Raw genomic sequence first — 16,649 nt, 5'->3', positions numbered from 1 at the left:
GGTCCAACAGGTCCAACGGGAGCAACTGAAGGTTGTCTTTGTGATTGTTGTGTTTTCCCTATGCAGGAGGTTTTGCAACAACTTGTCGGGCAGACTGTGATTCTTGCCACTATTGCAGACGCACCAAACGTAGCCCCTCTTTTCTTTTTATTCAATATTACTTCTGTGAATGATTTTTTAGTTACAGTTACAGATCCAGTTAGCAACGCAACCTTCGTGGTCAATATTTCTGATGTAATAGGGGTAGGGTTTTCACTAACAGTCCCACCTCTAACATTACTTCCACCTGCCGATTTAGGGTGCGAATGCGATTGTCGTGAACGACCAATTAGAGAATTACTAGATACACTGATTGGTTCTACAGTGAATCTTTTAGTAAGTAATGGCTCTATGGCAACAGGTTTTAATGTGGAACAAACAGCTCTTGGTATAGTTATAGGTACTTTGCCAATACCTATAAATCCACCTCCACCTACACTCTTTAGATTCGCTATTTCAACTTGTAAAATTACAGCTGTGGATATAACTCCTACGGGGACATAGTTCATTTCTTTCAAGAAGTCCCGTTGCAATTTTTCTAAACTTGAGGAAAAATATATAATAGAAGAAAAATGAAAAATTCATTAGCTTTGTTATCACCCTGTTGGTAACAACCTCATGCGCCTAATGGCCACAAAAAACATCTACTTCGTCCCATTTGGTCAAGATGCGCCAGAGAAAAAACCGAACTCAATGGTAGCTCGTATGGAGTTACTGGAAGATACAGTATTAGAAGCGCTGCAAGGAAAGCAATTGCAACCGGTGGTCGTAGAAAAATTCAGATATATGAATTAAAAAACGAAAAAAAACGGACAATTTTTGATGAAACCATCATTCTTACTGTAGAATATGATAAAATTAACGTTATTAAGATTAGAAGGGGTATTGTATACTCCTTCTGATTCTAAGTTATAGAAGGATTGGTATCTAGAAAGGGGCATAGTGATGGAAAAGCAAAAAACTTTTCATGTCGCTGTAGTTGGAGCAACCGGCGCAGTTGGTGAACAAATGTTAAATACTTTAGAGAAAAGAGAATTTCCAATCGGGAAATTAACGTTACTTTCATCTAAACGATCTGCAGGTAAGAAACTTGTATTTAAAGGCGAAGAATTTACAGTTCAAGAGGCAACTCCTGAAAGCTTTGAAGGAGTAGATATCGCACTATTTAGTGCTGGTGGATCTGTATCGAAACAATTAGCGCCAGAAGCAGCAAAACGCGGTGCGATTGTTGTTGATAATACAAGTGCATTCCGTATGACAGAAAACGTGCCACTTGTTGTACCTGAAGTAAATGAAAACGACTTAAAAGAACATAATGGTATTATTGCAAATCCAAACTGTTCTACAATTCAAATGGTAGTAGCTCTTGAGCCAGTTCGTCAGCAATATGGTTTAAAACGAGTAATCGTTTCCACATATCAAGCTGTATCAGGTGCTGGTGCGGCAGCTATTGAAGAACTTCATGAACAATCACAAGCAATCTTAAATGGCGAAGAAGTTAAGGCAAATGTTCTTCCTGTATCAGGCGATAAGAAGCATTTCCAAATTGCTTTTAATGCGATTCCACAGATTGATAAGTTCCAAGATAATGGATTTACGTTTGAAGAAATGAAAATGATTAATGAAACGAAAAAAATTATGCATATGCCTGAATTAGAAGTAGCGGCAACATGTGTACGTTTACCAGTTGTATCAGGACACTCTGAGTCTGTTTACATCGAAGTAGAAAAAGAAGGCGTAACAGTAGCAGAATTAAAGAGCTTACTTGCAAATGCGGAAGGTATTGTTCTGCAAGATAATCCAGAAGAGCAGTTATATCCAATGCCAGCTACTGCAGTAGGTAAAAACGAAGTATTCGTTGGAAGAATCCGTAAAGATTTAAATAACGATAAAGGATTCCATCTTTGGGTCGTATCTGATAACTTATTAAAAGGCGCTGCATGGAATTCTGTTCAAATTGCAGAGCGCTTAGTAAAATTACAATTAGTGTAAACGGCTAAGAGAAGGTGCAAAATATGAAAATAATTGTTCAAAAATTTGGTGGCACATCAGTACGTGATGACAATGGACGTAAGCATGCGCTTCATCATATAAAAAAATCATTAGCTGCTGGTTATAAAGTAGTTACTGTCGTATCTGCTATGGGTCGTAAAGGTGAACCATATGCAACGGATACGTTATTAAGTCTTGTAAATCAAGAGGAATCTACTATTTCTAAACGTGAGCAAGATTTATTATTATCGTGCGGAGAGTTAATCTCTGCAATTGTTTTCTCTAATATGTTGAATGAGAACGGTATAAAAGCAGCAGCATTAAATGGTGCACAAGCTGGTTTTGTAACGAATGATGACTTTACGAATGCAAAGATTATTGAAATGAATTGCGATCGTATACATGAAGAGTTAGAAAATGTAGATGTAATCGTCGTTACAGGATTCCAAGGGCAAACGAAAAAAGGTGATACGACAACACTTGGACGCGGAGGTAGCGATACTTCAGCTTCAGCATTAGGTGTTGCGCTTCATGCTGAATACATCGATATATTCACTGATGTAGAAGGTGTTATGACTGCGGATCCTCGTATTGTAAAAGATGCACGTCATCTTCAAACTGTAACGTATAACGAAATTTGTAACATGGCTTATCAAGGTGCGAAAGTCGTTCATCCACGTGCAGTTGAAATTGCGATGCATGCAAAAGTACCGCTTCGTGTACGTTCTACGTATTCTGAGAGTGAAGGTACGCTTATTTCAGCATATGACGGTGCTACAAGAGGTCGTGATGTAGAAGAACGTCCTGTTACAGGTATTGCCCACGTATCAAACGTAACGCAAATTAAAGTGCTTGCAAAAGAAACGGCATATGATTTGCAGCAACATGTGTTTAAAGAAATGGCGAACGAAGGAATCAGTGTCGATTTAATTAACATTTCACCTACTGGCGTAGCATATACGGTGAGTGATAATGTATCAAGTCATGCAGTTAAATTATTAAAGAACCTTGGATATGAGCCAATTGTGACAGAGCATTGTGCGAAAGTATCTATCGTTGGAGCTGGAATGGCAGGATACCCAGGGGTTACTGCGAAAATCGTTACAGCTTTAGCAGAAAAAGGTATTCAAATCCTGCAATCGGCAGATAGTCATACAACAATTTGGGTTCTTGTAAAAGAAACTGATTTAGTGGAGGCTGTAAATGCATTACATAGTGCGTTTGAGCTTTCAAAAGAAAAGCAACTGGAACAATAAGGAGTGAGACCATGATAGATTTTGGGACAATTGCAACTGCGATGGTAACACCGTTTGATATAAACGGTAATATCGATTTTGCGAAGACAACGAAATTGGTAAATTATTTAATTGATAACGGTACAACAGCAATCGTGGTAGGAGGAACGACAGGCGAATCTCCTACATTAACTTCAGAAGAGAAAGTAGCGTTATATCGCCATGTCGTATCTGTTGTCGATAAAAGAGTGCCCGTAATCGCTGGAACAGGTAGCAATAATACGCATGCTTCTATTGACTTGACTAAAAAGGCAACAGAAGTTGGTGTGGATGCAGTAATGCTAGTAGCACCGTATTATAACAAGCCGAGTCAAGAAGGAATGTATCAGCATTTTAAGGCAATTGCTGAAAGCACGCCGCTTCCGGTTATGCTATATAACGTTCCAGGACGATCTATTGTACAAATCTCCGTTGATACAGTTGTTCGTTTATCAGAAATAGAAAACATTGTTGCTATTAAAGATGCCGGCGGCGATGTGTTAACAATGACAGAAATCATTGAAAAAACAGCGGACGACTTTGCGGTATACAGCGGTGATGACGGTTTAACGTTACCGGCTATGGCAGTTGGAGCGAAAGGTATCGTTTCGGTAGCATCTCATGTCATCGGGAACGAAATGCAAGAAATGATTACAGCATTTCAAGCAGGAGAGTTTAAGAAGGCACAAAAATTACATCAATTACTTGTAAGAGTAACTGATTCGTTATTTATGGCGCCAAGTCCAACTCCAGTAAAAACAGCGTTACAAATGGTTGGATTAGATGTAGGTTCTGTACGTTTACCACTTCTTCCATTAACAGAAGAAGAAAGAGTAACGTTACAATCTGTAATGCAATCTATTCCTCGTTAATAAAAATGACCTAGTGTGGAACTAGGTCATTTTTTTATTGATATGAAAATGTTTGAATCTGTTTTAATGTAAATCTTTTGTAAAATGATTTTAGGCTCGCCTTTCTCGTCTGTATATGACCCTATATAGAAAACATTTTATGTTGAAAACGAGTATATTACGCTACGCGTTCTCTACTGGCTAAAGTATGATATGGTCCTTTCGTTAATTTTGTTTCAACCTCTTGTTCTCGATAGTGACTGTCAAATCCCGCTAAAAATTTAACCTTATTAAATTTTTAGCGGGATTTTGTAATTCATAGCTTTTTGTCATGTAATGCAATGTTTATAAGAAAAGGATCTTACATCTTTAATTTTGTTGAAAAGTAGTTGCTAGTACAGAAAATACTTTCGGTTATGTTTTTATAGGAATTGCCTCAAATATGACGTAATCTATAAAAAAGCTTCATTTTATAAGTGTTTTTGTGCAATTCAAGAAAAAAATCTAGGAAATCCATCAAATGAAAGTAATTTAAAGTATTTAGGGTAGTTTTTTCCAAATAACATGGAGTATAAAAGCAGCGGAAATAAGCCATATACTTTTAGTGCTGTTCCTTTCTTTTACTTTTTCTTTCGCACGATTTAACTTGTGTTCTATTTCTTGTATCAGGTATAATATGGCTAAGTAGCTTAGTACGGGTATGCTTAGCAAAATTGGGAAAAATTATAATTTAATTAAATTTTCATATCATATCGAATAAGATATTTGATTTATATAATGAAAGAGAGGTGAAACCTGGTTTAAAAATAAACAAGGACATGATATCGCATAACGGTAAGGACATTCGTCTTGGACGGTGAAAATATGGTGGTTGTAGAGTTTCCCCTGGTGTCTCTGCAATTTTAGTGAAATCAGTGTTTGCAAGATTTTTAAACCAGGCAACAACATGAAGAGAAAAGAGAATGAGTCTGTTAAAGTATTTGCTCTTGGTGGAGTAGGTGAAATCGGGAAAAACATGTACTGTGTTGAAATTGATTCTGAAATCTTTATCGTAGATGCGGGGTTAATGTTCCCGGGAGATGAAATGTTTGGAATTGATATCGTTATTCCTGATATTACATATTTAGTGGAAAATCAAGAGCGAGTAAAGGGTTTATTTATTACTCACGGTCATGAAGATCATATTGGTGGAATTGTGTATGTACTTCGTAAATTATCTATTCCAGTCTATGCAACGAAATTAACAGTAGGGCTTATACAAGAAAAACTTGGTGAGGCGGGCATGTTAGGCCGTGTAGACCTAAAAACAATCGATTCAAACTCAACGGTAGAGTTTAACACTACAACAGTGTCATTCTTCGGAACGACACATAGTATTCCGGATTCTGTTGGCGTTTGTTTCCATACATCAAAAGGTGCAGTCGTATATACGGGAGACTTTAAATTCGATCAAACTCCAATTGGAAATAGTGGAGCAGATCTTGGGAAAATGGCGCAAATCGGAAATGAAGGTGTACTTTGCCTATTATCTGATAGTACAAATGCAGAGCGTCCAGGGTATACAGGTTCAGAAAAAGAAGTTGGTGTAGAAATTTCTAAAGTGTTCTACGGCGCAGAAGGTCGTATTATCGTTGCTTCATTTGCATCGAATGTACATCGTATTCAACAAGTATTTGATGCAGCAGCCGAAACAGGGCGAAAAGTAGCAGTAGTAGGACGTAGTATGGTGAAAGTAGTAGACATTGCAAGACGTCTTGGTTATTTAGATGTTCCAGAAGGTATGGTTATTTCATTACAAGAAGTAGACAACTTCCCAGAGAAAAAGGTAGCTATTTTAACAACAGGTAGTCAAGGTGAACCGATGGCTGCTCTATCTAGAATGGCAAAACAAGCACATAAACAAATTTCAATTCGTAAAGGTGATACTGTTATCATTGCTGCTTCGCCAATTCCGGGTAATGAAATATCTGTATCAAAAATTATTGATTTGTTATTTAGAGCTGGAGCTGAAGTTGTTTATTACGGCGAAAGAAAAGTTCACGTTTCAGGTCACGGTAGCCAAGAAGAATTAAAATTAATGTTGAATTTAATGAAACCGAAGTACTTTGTACCCGTACATGGTGAGTTCCGTATGCAAAAAGCACATGCATATTTAGCTGAAGATGTAGGTATTATAAGAGAAAATATCTTTATCGTAGAAAAAGGCGATGTAATTGCTTTTGGTGACGATGAAGCGAATTTAGTTGGTAAAGTACAAGCTGGTAATGTTTTAATTGATGGACTAGGTGTAGGTGACGTTGGTAATATCGTTCTTCGAGATAGAAAGATGCTATCTCAAGATGGGATATTAGTAGTTGTTGTAACGCTTGGTAAAGATGAAAAGAAAATTATCTCTGGTCCAGAAATCATTTCACGTGGTTTCGTATATGTTCGTGAATCAGAAGCGTTAATTGAACGATCTACAGAGATTGTACGTATGATTGTTGAGCAGTCAATTAAAGAATATTCAATTGAATGGTCAATGTTAAAACAAAATATTCGTGAATTATTAGGACAGTTCTTGTACGAAGAGACAAAGAGAAAACCTATGATTTTACCGATTATTATGGAAGTATAAAAAAGATCACCCTTATGGGTGATTTTTTTTTCTTTTTAACCCTATCGAATGAAATTTATAACTTAAGAAATAATAGTTATATACGAGTGAAAGGGGATGCGAAATGACAGAACGTGAACGATATACAAATGAAGAAAAAGAAGCTGAGCCAAAAGAAGCTGGAAAAGAGGCTTCAATAGTAGAAAAAATTCAACAGCTTGGACAGACAAATGTACCACAGATGAATGAATCACGTATTCATTGTTTAACGATTATTGGACAAGTGGAAGGTCATGTTCAATTACCACCGCAAAATAAAACAACAAAATATGAGCATATCATTCCGCAAATTGTTGCGATTGAACAAAATCCGAAAATTGAAGGTTTGCTTTTAATATTAAATACAGTTGGAGGTGACGTTGAAGCTGGGCTAGCAATTTCTGAAATGGTAGCTTCACTTTCAAAACCAACAGTATCTTTAGTTTTAGGTGGGGGACATTCCATAGGTGTACCGATTGCCGTTTCTACTGACTATTCGTTTATTGCGGAAACTGCAACGATGACAATTCATCCCATTCGTTTAACAGGTCTTGTCATAGGTGTGCCACAAACATTTGAGTATTTGGATAAAATGCAGGAAAGAGTCATTCGTTTTGTGACGAAGCACTCGAAAGTAACAGAAGATCGTTTTAAAGAGCTTATGTTTGCGAAAGGGAATTTAACGCGAGATATTGGGACGAATGTAATTGGTGGGGATGCAGTAAAGTACGGTCTTATAGATGATGTTGGTGGTATTGGAAATGCGATTCGAAAATTAAACGAATTAATAGATGTTCGCGCGGAAGATAGTGCAGAAGGGACAATGCTACAATGATTTTATATACAATTATGCCAGAGCAACTTGTGTATCCGGCCGATTATTCACTATGTGAAAGTCAAAAAGTTGTAAATATAAATGGTGTAGAATTAATGGTTTCTGAAGAGGAACATGGGTATTATTCTATTGTACGTGTGCTCAGTACGAACCCACTTCACTACTTAGAATTTGAGCCTGGTCAGAAAATAACCTTTTAGCAAAAAGAAGGATTTTGTTTAGGAGCTATGGTATAATATAAAAAACAAGACGGTTGAGCAGCCATGAGTAGGCTGCTTTCTTCTGTTTATTTAGCATTTTACAAGAAGTGTAAAAATAGAAGATATAAAGACCTGAAAAATAGAGAAAACAGACATATAAGTAGAGCGTTTTTAAGGGAGCTTTACTTATATGTAGAACACGAGGTGAAGAAATGGCAAAACAAAAGCAAAGAGGGACGAAGGCAAAGGCAAGACGTACGATAAAGCCAACTTTGTATTATGAAATCGTCGGTTTAACTCTTTTTGCACTTTCAATCATTACGATTTTGCAGCTAGGCGTTGTAGGGAAATCGTTTGTGTTATTTTTTCGCTTCTTCTTTGGTGAGTGGTACATAATTGGTGTGTTAGGTGTAATAGCTCTATCGATTTCCTTTGTTATAAAACGCGGATGGCCGAACCTTTTAAATAAACGGTTAATTGGATTTTATTTAATTGTATTGGCGATATTAATGTTTAGTCATATTACATTATTTAACCTTCTTACAAAAGATGGAGCAGTGCAAAATACTTCTGTGATTGTGAGTACGAAAGATAACTTCTTTCTTGAAATGAAAAAGGGGCCAGATAGCGTTCATTTAGGCGGTGGTATGTTTGGTGCGCTTATGTTCGCGACATGTTACTTCTTATTCGACGAAGTAGGAGCCTATATCATTGGAATTATTTTAGTTATTCTTGGGGTACTCTGTATAACAAATAAACATATTGGAGAAGTGTTAGCTCCAGTTGGTAGAATTCTTAGAAGTCAATTTCAAGCGATGCAAGGGGATTATAAAGATTGGAGATCCAAAAGAACGGCTGAACAAACAGAAAAGAAAAAAACAACAAGAAGTACAAGAAGCAAACGTGTTGCAGAACAAGAAGAAGTTATTGAGCCGATGGAAGAAATTCAAATTGATCCGCCAATTATTTCAAATTTCACTGAGAATTATCCTGTAAATGAAGAAGAGGATAAACGAATCGAAGTAGAGCAAGAAGATTTGATAACTTCGCCGTCTATTGAAGAGACTCCACCAATTGAAGAACCAAAGAAAAAGCGTGGGGAAAAAATCGTTGAATCGTTAGAGAGTGAAGCACAAGCACCTCCTATGCAATTTTCAAATGTAGAAAATAAAGATTACAAGCTTCCTTCACTTGATATATTGAAATTTCCAAAGAATAAGCAAGTTACAAATGAAAATGCTGAAATTTATGAGAATGCTCGAAAATTAGAACGTACATTCCAAAGTTTCGGTGTGAAAGCGAAAGTAACAAAAGTACATAGAGGTCCTGCAGTTACAAAATATGAAGTGTATCCTGATATGGGGGTAAAGGTAAGCAAAATTGTCAGTTTAAGTGATGATTTAGCGCTTGCTTTAGCTGCAAAGGACATTCGTATTGAAGCGCCAATTCCCGGGAAATCAGCTGTAGGGATCGAAGTTCCGAACTCAGAAGTTTCGATGGTAACGCTGAGGGAAGTTCTTGATTCTAAGGCTAATAATCATCCGGAAGAGAAGTTGTTAATTGGTCTTGGACGGGATATTACAGGTGAAGCTGTATTAGCTCGTTTAAATAAAATGCCCCATTTACTCGTAGCTGGTGCGACAGGTAGCGGGAAAAGTGTATGTATTAACGGTATTATTGTTAGTATTTTAATGCGTGCAAAACCACATGAAGTGAAATTAATGATGATTGACCCGAAAATGGTAGAGTTAAATGTATATAACGGTGTACCTCATTTGTTAACGCCAGTTGTAACTGATCCGAAAAAAGCATCGCAAGCATTGAAAAAAGTTGTGAGTGAGATGGAACGTCGTTATGAATTATTTGCTCATAGTGGTACGCGTAACATTGAAGGTTATAATGACCATATTAAAGAACATAATAGTCAATCAGAAGCGAAACAACCCGAATTACCGTATATTGTAGTCATTGTGGATGAGTTAGCGGATTTAATGATGGTTGCTTCGTCTGATGTAGAGGATGCGATTATGCGTCTCGCGCAAATGGCTCGTGCTGCTGGTATTCATTTAATTATTGCGACGCAGCGTCCATCGGTTGATGTTATTACAGGTGTTATTAAAGCGAATATTCCATCACGTATTGCATTCGCTGTATCTTCTCAAACGGATTCTCGCACAATTCTTGACGGTGGTGGTGCAGAGAAGCTGTTAGGTCGTGGAGATATGCTGTTTATACCAATTGGTGCATCGAAACCTGTACGTGTACAAGGTGCATTTTTATCAGATGATGAAGTTGAGAGAGTTGTAGAATATGTTATTGGACAGCAAAAAGCGCAATATCAAGAAGATATGATTCCGCAAGATGTTCCTGATACAAAGCAGGAAGTAGAAGATGAATTATACGATGAAGCAGTTCAACTTGTAGTGGAAATGCAAACAGCATCTGTTTCTATGCTGCAACGTAGGTTTAGAGTAGGTTATACGCGAGCTGCTCGTCTAATTGATGCAATGGAAATGAATGGTGTAGTAGGTCCATATGAAGGTAGTAAACCAAGAGAAGTGCTCATTAATGATGTACAAGAAAAAAGTTCTTAAAAAAAGCCTAATTGTTTTTACAATTAGGCTTTTTTATATAGTGTTTTTGTTATATACTATACTCAGCAGTAAAGAAAGGGCTTACATTTAGAGGTACTCTTTAGAATACGAATACTTTGATTGTGTTTTTTGTAAATGTTCGATATTTAATGTAGAAAAATGTTAGATTTTGTTGACACGTATGAGAGCAAATGGTAAGATTACTTCGAAAAGAATCACTGCCTCATATAATCTTGGAGATAAGGTCCATAAGTTTCTACCTGGCAACCATGAATTGCTAGACTATGAGGGGAAAAGTGTGTAACAAAGGATGTAAAGGATCTTTGTGCCGAACTTTTTCTCGAAATGAGGAATGTTTATGGTGCAAAGTTTTTTTTATACAGTAAAGAGTGAAAATTTCATCTTAAAAAATTATTATTATTTATTCGACAATTGCGCTTATTTTTAGTGGTTAGTCATTTGTACTATGTTGTAAGTTGAAAAAAGAGAAAAGAAGTCTTACATCAGAGGTCGAATAATTGAAATGCGGGGGAGTCTTATGTCAGTAAAATCCGATAGTCGTCACCTATATTTACGGGTGATTGATCACATCAAAGAAAAAATTAAAGATGGAGCTTATAAAGAACGACAAAAGTTACCATCAGAGTTTGATTTAGCGAAAGAACTTGGCGTAAGTAGAGCGACTTTAAGGGAAGCGTTGCGTATTTTAGAAGAAGAAAATGTTGTCATTCGTAGACATGGTGTAGGGACATTTGTAAATGCAAAGCCATTATTTTCTTCTGGAATAGAACAACTTTCTAGTATTACAGATATGATTTCTAGTGTGGGGAAAACACCAGGAACAATCTTTTTATCATCATCTACTACAACTTTAACAGAAGAGGAAAAAGAGAAGTTTAATAGTGAAGATGGTTTTAATGCAGTGATGATTGAACGCGTGCGTACAGCAGATGGGGAACCTGTTGTGTATTGTATCGATAAACTTGCAAAAGAAATATTGCCAGATTTATCGGGTTACAATGAGGAATCATTATTAACGGTGATACATAATAACACGCATAAACGCATAACATATGCGGTTGCTCACATTGAGCCAATTGGCTATCATCCGAAAATCTCACCGATTTTAGAATGTGAGCCTGAAACAGCACTGCTTGTATTAAAACAAATGCACTATGATCAAAATGATGAGCCAATCTTATATTCTATCAATTACTTTAGAGCTGATAAGTTTAGCTTCCACGTATTAAGAAAGCGTATGTAGGTAAATTTCTTTTTAGGGAGGTGACAGCAAGAAGTAAGGGACAGCAGCGTAAGAATAAATAAATATATATCATTTTTGGAGGGGTTTCTAGTATGAAGAAAAAAGCAGGCCTTTTATTATCATTAACATTAGCAGCAAGTACAGTTTTAGGTGCATGTGGTAACTCGGATAAGGCGAGCAGTGACAAGAAAGACACGAAAGACAATAAAGACTTCAAGGTTGGTCTCGTAACAGATGTTGGGGGCGTTGATGATAAATCATTTAACCAATCTTCTTGGGAAGGGTTACAAAAGTTTGGTAAAGATAATGGTTTAAAAGAAAAGACAAATTATCGTTACCTTCAGTCTGAAAAAGAAGCTGATTATATTCCGAATTTAAAAAAATTCTCAAAAGATAAATATGATTTAACTTTCGGAATTGGTTATAAATTAGAAGGTGCAATTAAAGAAGTTGCAAAAGAATCTTCAAAACAACAATTTGCAATCGTAGATACTGTTGTAGATGCACCGAACGTAACGAGCATTACATTTAAAGATCATGAAGGATCATTCCTTGTAGGTGCGGTAGCGGCTATGTCAACAAAATCGAATAAAGTAGGATTTGTTGGTGGAATGAAGAGTGATTTAATTAGTAAATTTGAAAATGGATTTAAAGCTGGTGCAAAGGCAGTAAATCCAAACATTGAAATCGTATCTGAATATGCAGAAGCATTCGATAAGCCTGAAAAAGGCACAGTTCTTGCTTCAGCAATGTACGGTCAAGGTGTAGATGTAATTTATCATGCTGCTGGTGGTACAGGTAACGGTGTGTTCACTGAAGCGAAAAATCGTAAGAAAAAAGGTGAAAATGTTTGGGTAATCGGTGTTGACCGTGACCAACATCAAGAAGGTATGCCTGAAAATGTAACATTAACTTCAATGATAAAACGCGTTGATGTAGCTGTAGAAAAAGTAGCTAAAGAAGCAAAAGATGGAAAGTTAAAAGGTGGAAAAATTGAAGCGTTTGGCTTAAAAGATGACGGTATTGGTATTTCAAAAACAACTGATAACGTGAAAAAAGTTAACCCTGAAATTTTAACAAAAGTAGAAGAATTTGAAAAGAAAATTACAGACGGTGAAATTAAAGTACCGGCTACAGATAAAGAGTATAAAGAATATGAAGCTTCTCTAAAAAAATAAATAGAGAAATAGCAAAGGTTAGTTCATAGAACTAACCTTTGTATGTATAAAACTTCCGAATTGCTTAATAAGTTAATAGTGTAATAGGGAATGTTCCCTGTTAAAAGGAGGAACACAATGGAATACGTAATTGAAATGAATAATATTACGAAAGTATTCCCAGGCATTGTAGCGAATGATGATATTACGCTGCAAGTAAAGCAGGGTGAGATACATGCTTTACTTGGAGAAAATGGTGCAGGGAAATCCACATTGATGAATGTACTATTTGGTTTGTACCAACCAGAACAAGGTGAAATTAAAATTAAAGGAAAGTCTGTAAACATTACCAATCCGAATGTGGCAAATGACCTTGGTATTGGAATGGTTCATCAGCACTTTATGCTTGTTCATAATTTTACAGTTACAGAGAATATTATTCTCGGAAATGAACCGAAGAAAAAAGGGAAAATTGCTGTTGAGGAAGCTGCTAAACAAATTCAAAAACTGTCTGAACAATACGGCTTAGCTGTAGATCCATATGCGAAAATACAGGATATTTCAGTTGGTATGCAACAGCGTGTTGAGATTTTGAAAACTCTTTACCGCGGTGCAGAAATTTTAATATTTGATGAACCGACAGCTGTGTTAACACCACAAGAAATTCATGAGCTAATTCAAATTATGAAAAAGCTTGTGCAAGAAGGAAAATCTATTGTTCTTATTACACATAAGTTGAAAGAAATTATGGAAGTTTGCGATCGTTGTACGATTATTCGTAAAGGAAAAGGGATTGGAACGGTTGACGTTGCAAATACGGATGAAAATAAACTTGCAGAATTAATGGTCGGACGTCAAGTGAATTTTAAAACAGAAAAAATAGACGCGAAGCCAAAAGAAGAGGTACTTTCAATTGCAAACCTTGTTGTTCACGATGCACGTCAACTACCTGCTGTAAAAGGCCTTGACTTAACTGTTCGTGCGGGGGAAATTGTTGGGATTGCAGGGATTGATGGAAACGGACAAAGTGAATTAATAGAAGCAATTACTGGTTTACGAAAAGTTGAGTCAGGTTCTATTGCAATTAGAGGAAAAGAAATAACAAATTGGCCTGTTAGAAGAATAACAGAAGAGGGAATTGGTCATATTCCAGAAGATCGTCATAAACACGGACTCGTCCTTGATTTTTCTGTTAGAGATAATATAGTTCTGCAAACGTACTATAAAAATCCGTTTTCAAAGAAAGGGATTTTAAATTTCAGCAAAATTACAGAAAAAGCAAAGGCTCTGATTGAACAGTTTGATGTACGTACACCTAGTGAGCAAACGTTAGCACGCGCTCTATCTGGGGGAAATCAACAAAAAGCAATTATTGCACGTGAAGTAGATCGTGATCCAGATTTATTAATCGCGGCACAGCCAACACGTGGTTTAGATGTAGGAGCAATTGAATTTATTCATAAGAGATTAATAGAGCAAAGGGATAAAGGAAAAGGTGTATTACTTTTATCACTAGAGTTAGATGAAATCTTAAATGTTAGCGATCGAATTGCTGTTATTTATGAAGGGAGAATTGTAGCAATAGTTGATGCGAAAGAAACGAATGAACAACAGCTTGGATTGTTAATGGCTGGAGGAACAAAGAAGGAGCAGGTGGGTACCAATGGCTAAAAAACTTTTAACAGAGCGAACGATAAATATTTTAGTCCCAGTACTATCCGTTATTTTCGGCTTACTTGTCGGAGCGATTGTAATGCTAGTTAGTGGCTATGATCCAATTGTTGGTTATAGTGCACTTTGGACGGGCATGTTCGGTAGCGCAAGTGCGATTGGTGAAACGCTTCGTACAATGATACCGCTTATTCTTGCTGGTTTATCAGTGGCGTTTGCATTTCGTACAGGTTTATTTAATATCGGGGTAGAGGGTCAATTGTTAGTTGGTTGGCTTGCAGCGGTTTGGTTCGGTTATGCAGTTTCACTACCAGCGTTCCTTCATATTCCATTATCTATTTTATTCGCAGCATTGGTGGGCGGAATTTGGGGCTTCATTCCGGGATATTTAAAAGGGAAGTTTCAAGTGAATGAAGTTATTGTAACCATTATGATGAACTATATCGCGTTGTATGTAACGTATGACATCATTAAGCGTTTCTTACATGCGGGTAATGACAAAACGTATGATATTAAAGAAAGTGCGTCACTATCTTCAGACTGGCTTGCTTCTATTACTGATGGTTCGCGTCTTCACTGGGGAATTATTGTAGCAATATTAATCGCTATTTTAATGTGGTTCTTATTAGATCGAACAACTTTAGGTTACGAATTAAAATCGGTAGGATTTAATCAGCATGCTTCTCAATATGCAGGTATGAAAGTTTCTCGTAATGTAGTATTCTCCATGACAATTGCTGGTGCATTTGCAGGGATTGGTGGAGCAATGGAAGGATTAGGGACATTCCAAAGTATGACAGCGATGTCTTCGTTTACAGGAGTAGGATTTGACGGGATTGCTGTAGCATTACTTGGAGGGAATAATCCGTTTGGGATAATCCTTTCAGCTTTATTATTTGGTGGTTTGAAAAGTGCTTCCCCTCAAATGAACTTTGAGGCAGATGTACCATCAGAGCTTATTAATGTAATTATTGCATGTATCATCTTCTTTGTTGCATGTAGTTATGTGTTAAGATGGGCGCTTACACGCATGAGCAAGGAGGGGAAATAAATGAGCTTTTTAGATATATTAGCCATTCTTGTGACGGGTACGTTATATACATCGGCACCTATCATTTTCACAGCATTAGGTGGTGTGTTTAGTGAAAGATCGGGTGTTGTAAATATCGGATTAGAAGGACTAATGCTATTTGGTGCATTTATTGGAGTAGTTACAAACTTATTAATGGGTGATACTTGGGGAACGATGACTCCATGGATTGCGTTATTATTTGCGGCAATTGGTAGTGGATTATTTGCATTACTTCATGCGGTAGCCTCTATTACATTCCGAGCGGATCAAGTTGTAAGTGGTGTAGCAATTAACTTCTTATCTCTTGGTTTAACAGTATTTGCAATTAAGAAGATTTTTGATAAAGGGCAGACTGACTTTATTCAGTATCGTATTGAAAAGATTGATATTCCAGGCCTTTCGGATATTCCAGTTTTAGGGAAAATATTTTTCTCGAACGTACCAATAACGTCGTATATTGCCATTATTTTAGCATTCGTTGTTTGGTATGTTATTTATAAAACACCGTTCGGTCTTCGTCTACGTGCTGTTGGTGAACACCCAATGGCAGCGGATACGATGGGGATTAACGTATATAAAATGCGCTATATTGGAGTCTGTATTTCAGGAGTGTTTGCTGGAATTGGTGGAGCGATTTTTGCAATGTCAATTTCTAATAACTTCTCAGGGGCAACTATTACAGGACAAGGTTTCTTAGCTTTAGCTGCTATGATTTTTGGAAAGTGGAATCCACTAGGCGCACTAGGTGCAGCTCTATTCTTTGGTTTTGCGCAATCTCTTAGTGTAACGGGCGGAACAATTCCTGTATTAGATCAAATTCCAAGTGTTTTATTAACGATATTACCATATGTATTCACAATATTAGCGCTTGTTGGTTTTGTAGGTCGTTCTGAAGCTCCGAAAGCATTAGGAACTCCTTATGAAAAAGGAAAACGATAAGTATTTTATAAGTATAAAAAAGCTCGCACATTAGTGTGGGCTTTTTTACATAGAATATATTTAATACGGAATTTTACTATGTTCCTTACATATTAAAGTTTTTAGAAAGAATCATATGTAAGCATA

Annotated in this window: 12 protein-coding genes, 2 pseudogenes and 1 riboswitch; all 14 genes and pseudogenes read left to right on the top strand. The window is 36.7% G+C overall.

The genetic code is table 11. From position 1 onward, the window contains the following. Positions 1–543, top strand: a pseudogene (locus tag MR170_RS04565) (bclA protein); the annotation flags it as partial. A gap of 102 nt (positions 544–645) precedes the next feature. Further along, positions 646–834: pseudogene (gene spoVFB, locus MR170_RS04560) on the top strand (dipicolinate synthase subunit B); the annotation flags it as partial. Positions 835–984: 150 nt separating this feature from the next. Beyond that, on the top strand, positions 985–2,031 hold the full coding sequence (gene asd / locus MR170_RS04555) for an aspartate-semialdehyde dehydrogenase (RefSeq protein ID WP_016080543.1): 1,047 nt from the start codon (positions 985–987) through the stop codon (positions 2,029–2,031). Between the two features lie 23 nt (positions 2,032–2,054). After that, entirely contained in the window at positions 2,055–3,287 is a 1,233-nt protein-coding gene (gene dapG / locus MR170_RS04550; RefSeq protein ID WP_000692456.1) for an aspartate kinase, read from the top strand. Between the two features lie 11 nt (positions 3,288–3,298). Continuing rightward, positions 3,299–4,177: a 4-hydroxy-tetrahydrodipicolinate synthase gene (gene dapA / locus MR170_RS04545; RefSeq protein WP_000564763.1), complete on the top strand. Its 879-nt coding sequence runs from the start codon at positions 3,299–3,301 to the stop codon at positions 4,175–4,177. A gap of 925 nt (positions 4,178–5,102) precedes the next feature. Next, complete coding sequence (locus tag MR170_RS04540; protein ID WP_242307374.1) at positions 5,103–6,773, top strand: ribonuclease J; 1,671 nt, start codon at positions 5,103–5,105, stop codon at positions 6,771–6,773. A 103-nt stretch (positions 6,774–6,876) separates the two neighbouring features. After that, positions 6,877–7,626, top strand: coding sequence for a translocation-enhancing protein TepA (gene tepA / locus MR170_RS04535; protein WP_016080545.1), 750 nt, complete (start codon positions 6,877–6,879; stop codon positions 7,624–7,626). Then, positions 7,623–7,826, top strand: coding sequence for a YlzJ-like family protein (locus tag MR170_RS04530; protein WP_016080546.1), 204 nt, complete (start codon positions 7,623–7,625; stop codon positions 7,824–7,826). Before tepA ends, MR170_RS04530 begins: the two co-directional genes overlap by 4 nt. 212 nt (positions 7,827–8,038) lie before the next feature. After that, complete coding sequence (locus MR170_RS04525) at positions 8,039–10,420, top strand: DNA translocase FtsK (protein ID WP_242307373.1); 2,382 nt, start codon at positions 8,039–8,041, stop codon at positions 10,418–10,420. 203 nt (positions 10,421–10,623) lie between these two features. Further along, positions 10,624–10,725, top strand: a riboswitch (purine riboswitch). 233 nt (positions 10,726–10,958) lie between these two features. Beyond that, entirely contained in the window at positions 10,959–11,684 is a 726-nt protein-coding gene (locus MR170_RS04520; protein WP_000114182.1) for a GntR family transcriptional regulator, read from the top strand. A gap of 92 nt (positions 11,685–11,776) precedes the next feature. Continuing rightward, positions 11,777–12,862 (top strand): BMP family lipoprotein, encoded by a 1,086-nt coding sequence (locus tag MR170_RS04515; protein WP_000725769.1) that lies wholly within the window; start codon positions 11,777–11,779, stop codon positions 12,860–12,862. A gap of 117 nt (positions 12,863–12,979) precedes the next feature. After that, on the top strand, positions 12,980–14,512 hold the full coding sequence (locus MR170_RS04510) for an ABC transporter ATP-binding protein (RefSeq protein ID WP_242307372.1): 1,533 nt from the start codon (positions 12,980–12,982) through the stop codon (positions 14,510–14,512). Next, a complete protein-coding gene (locus tag MR170_RS04505) occupies positions 14,505–15,563 on the top strand; it encodes an ABC transporter permease (RefSeq protein WP_001085254.1) in 1,059 nt (352 codons plus the stop codon). Before MR170_RS04510 ends, MR170_RS04505 begins: the two co-directional genes overlap by 8 nt. Further along, positions 15,564–16,523, top strand: coding sequence for an ABC transporter permease (locus tag MR170_RS04500; RefSeq protein WP_000008857.1), 960 nt, complete (start codon positions 15,564–15,566; stop codon positions 16,521–16,523). Positions 16,524–16,649: the final 126 nt, after the last annotated feature.

The sequence above is a fragment of the Bacillus cereus group sp. BfR-BA-01524 genome (assembly GCF_022662595.1).
GTDB classification, from domain to species: domain Bacteria; phylum Bacillota; class Bacilli; order Bacillales; family Bacillaceae_G; genus Bacillus_A; species Bacillus_A thuringiensis_S.
The sequence above is the reverse complement of the archived record's forward strand: the minus strand, read 5'-3'. Positions and strand labels throughout refer to the sequence as shown.

Coding starts and splice junctions, on each gene's coding strand:
- MR170_RS04500 (WP_000008857.1), top strand. CDS start 15,564: ATGAGCTTTTTAGATATATTAGCCATTCTTGTGACGGGTACGTTATAT.
- tepA (WP_016080545.1), top strand. CDS start 6,877: ATGACAGAACGTGAACGATATACAAATGAAGAAAAAGAAGCTGAGCCA.
- MR170_RS04510 (WP_242307372.1), top strand. CDS start 12,980: ATGGAATACGTAATTGAAATGAATAATATTACGAAAGTATTCCCAGGC.
- MR170_RS04525 (WP_242307373.1), top strand. CDS start 8,039: ATGGCAAAACAAAAGCAAAGAGGGACGAAGGCAAAGGCAAGACGTACG.
- asd (WP_016080543.1), top strand. CDS start 985: ATGGAAAAGCAAAAAACTTTTCATGTCGCTGTAGTTGGAGCAACCGGC.
- MR170_RS04540 (WP_242307374.1), top strand. CDS start 5,103: ATGAAGAGAAAAGAGAATGAGTCTGTTAAAGTATTTGCTCTTGGTGGA.
- MR170_RS04515 (WP_000725769.1), top strand. CDS start 11,777: ATGAAGAAAAAAGCAGGCCTTTTATTATCATTAACATTAGCAGCAAGT.
- MR170_RS04520 (WP_000114182.1), top strand. CDS start 10,959: ATGTCAGTAAAATCCGATAGTCGTCACCTATATTTACGGGTGATTGAT.
- MR170_RS04530 (WP_016080546.1), top strand. CDS start 7,623: ATGATTTTATATACAATTATGCCAGAGCAACTTGTGTATCCGGCCGAT.
- dapA (WP_000564763.1), top strand. CDS start 3,299: ATGATAGATTTTGGGACAATTGCAACTGCGATGGTAACACCGTTTGAT.
- MR170_RS04505 (WP_001085254.1), top strand. CDS start 14,505: ATGGCTAAAAAACTTTTAACAGAGCGAACGATAAATATTTTAGTCCCA.
- dapG (WP_000692456.1), top strand. CDS start 2,055: ATGAAAATAATTGTTCAAAAATTTGGTGGCACATCAGTACGTGATGAC.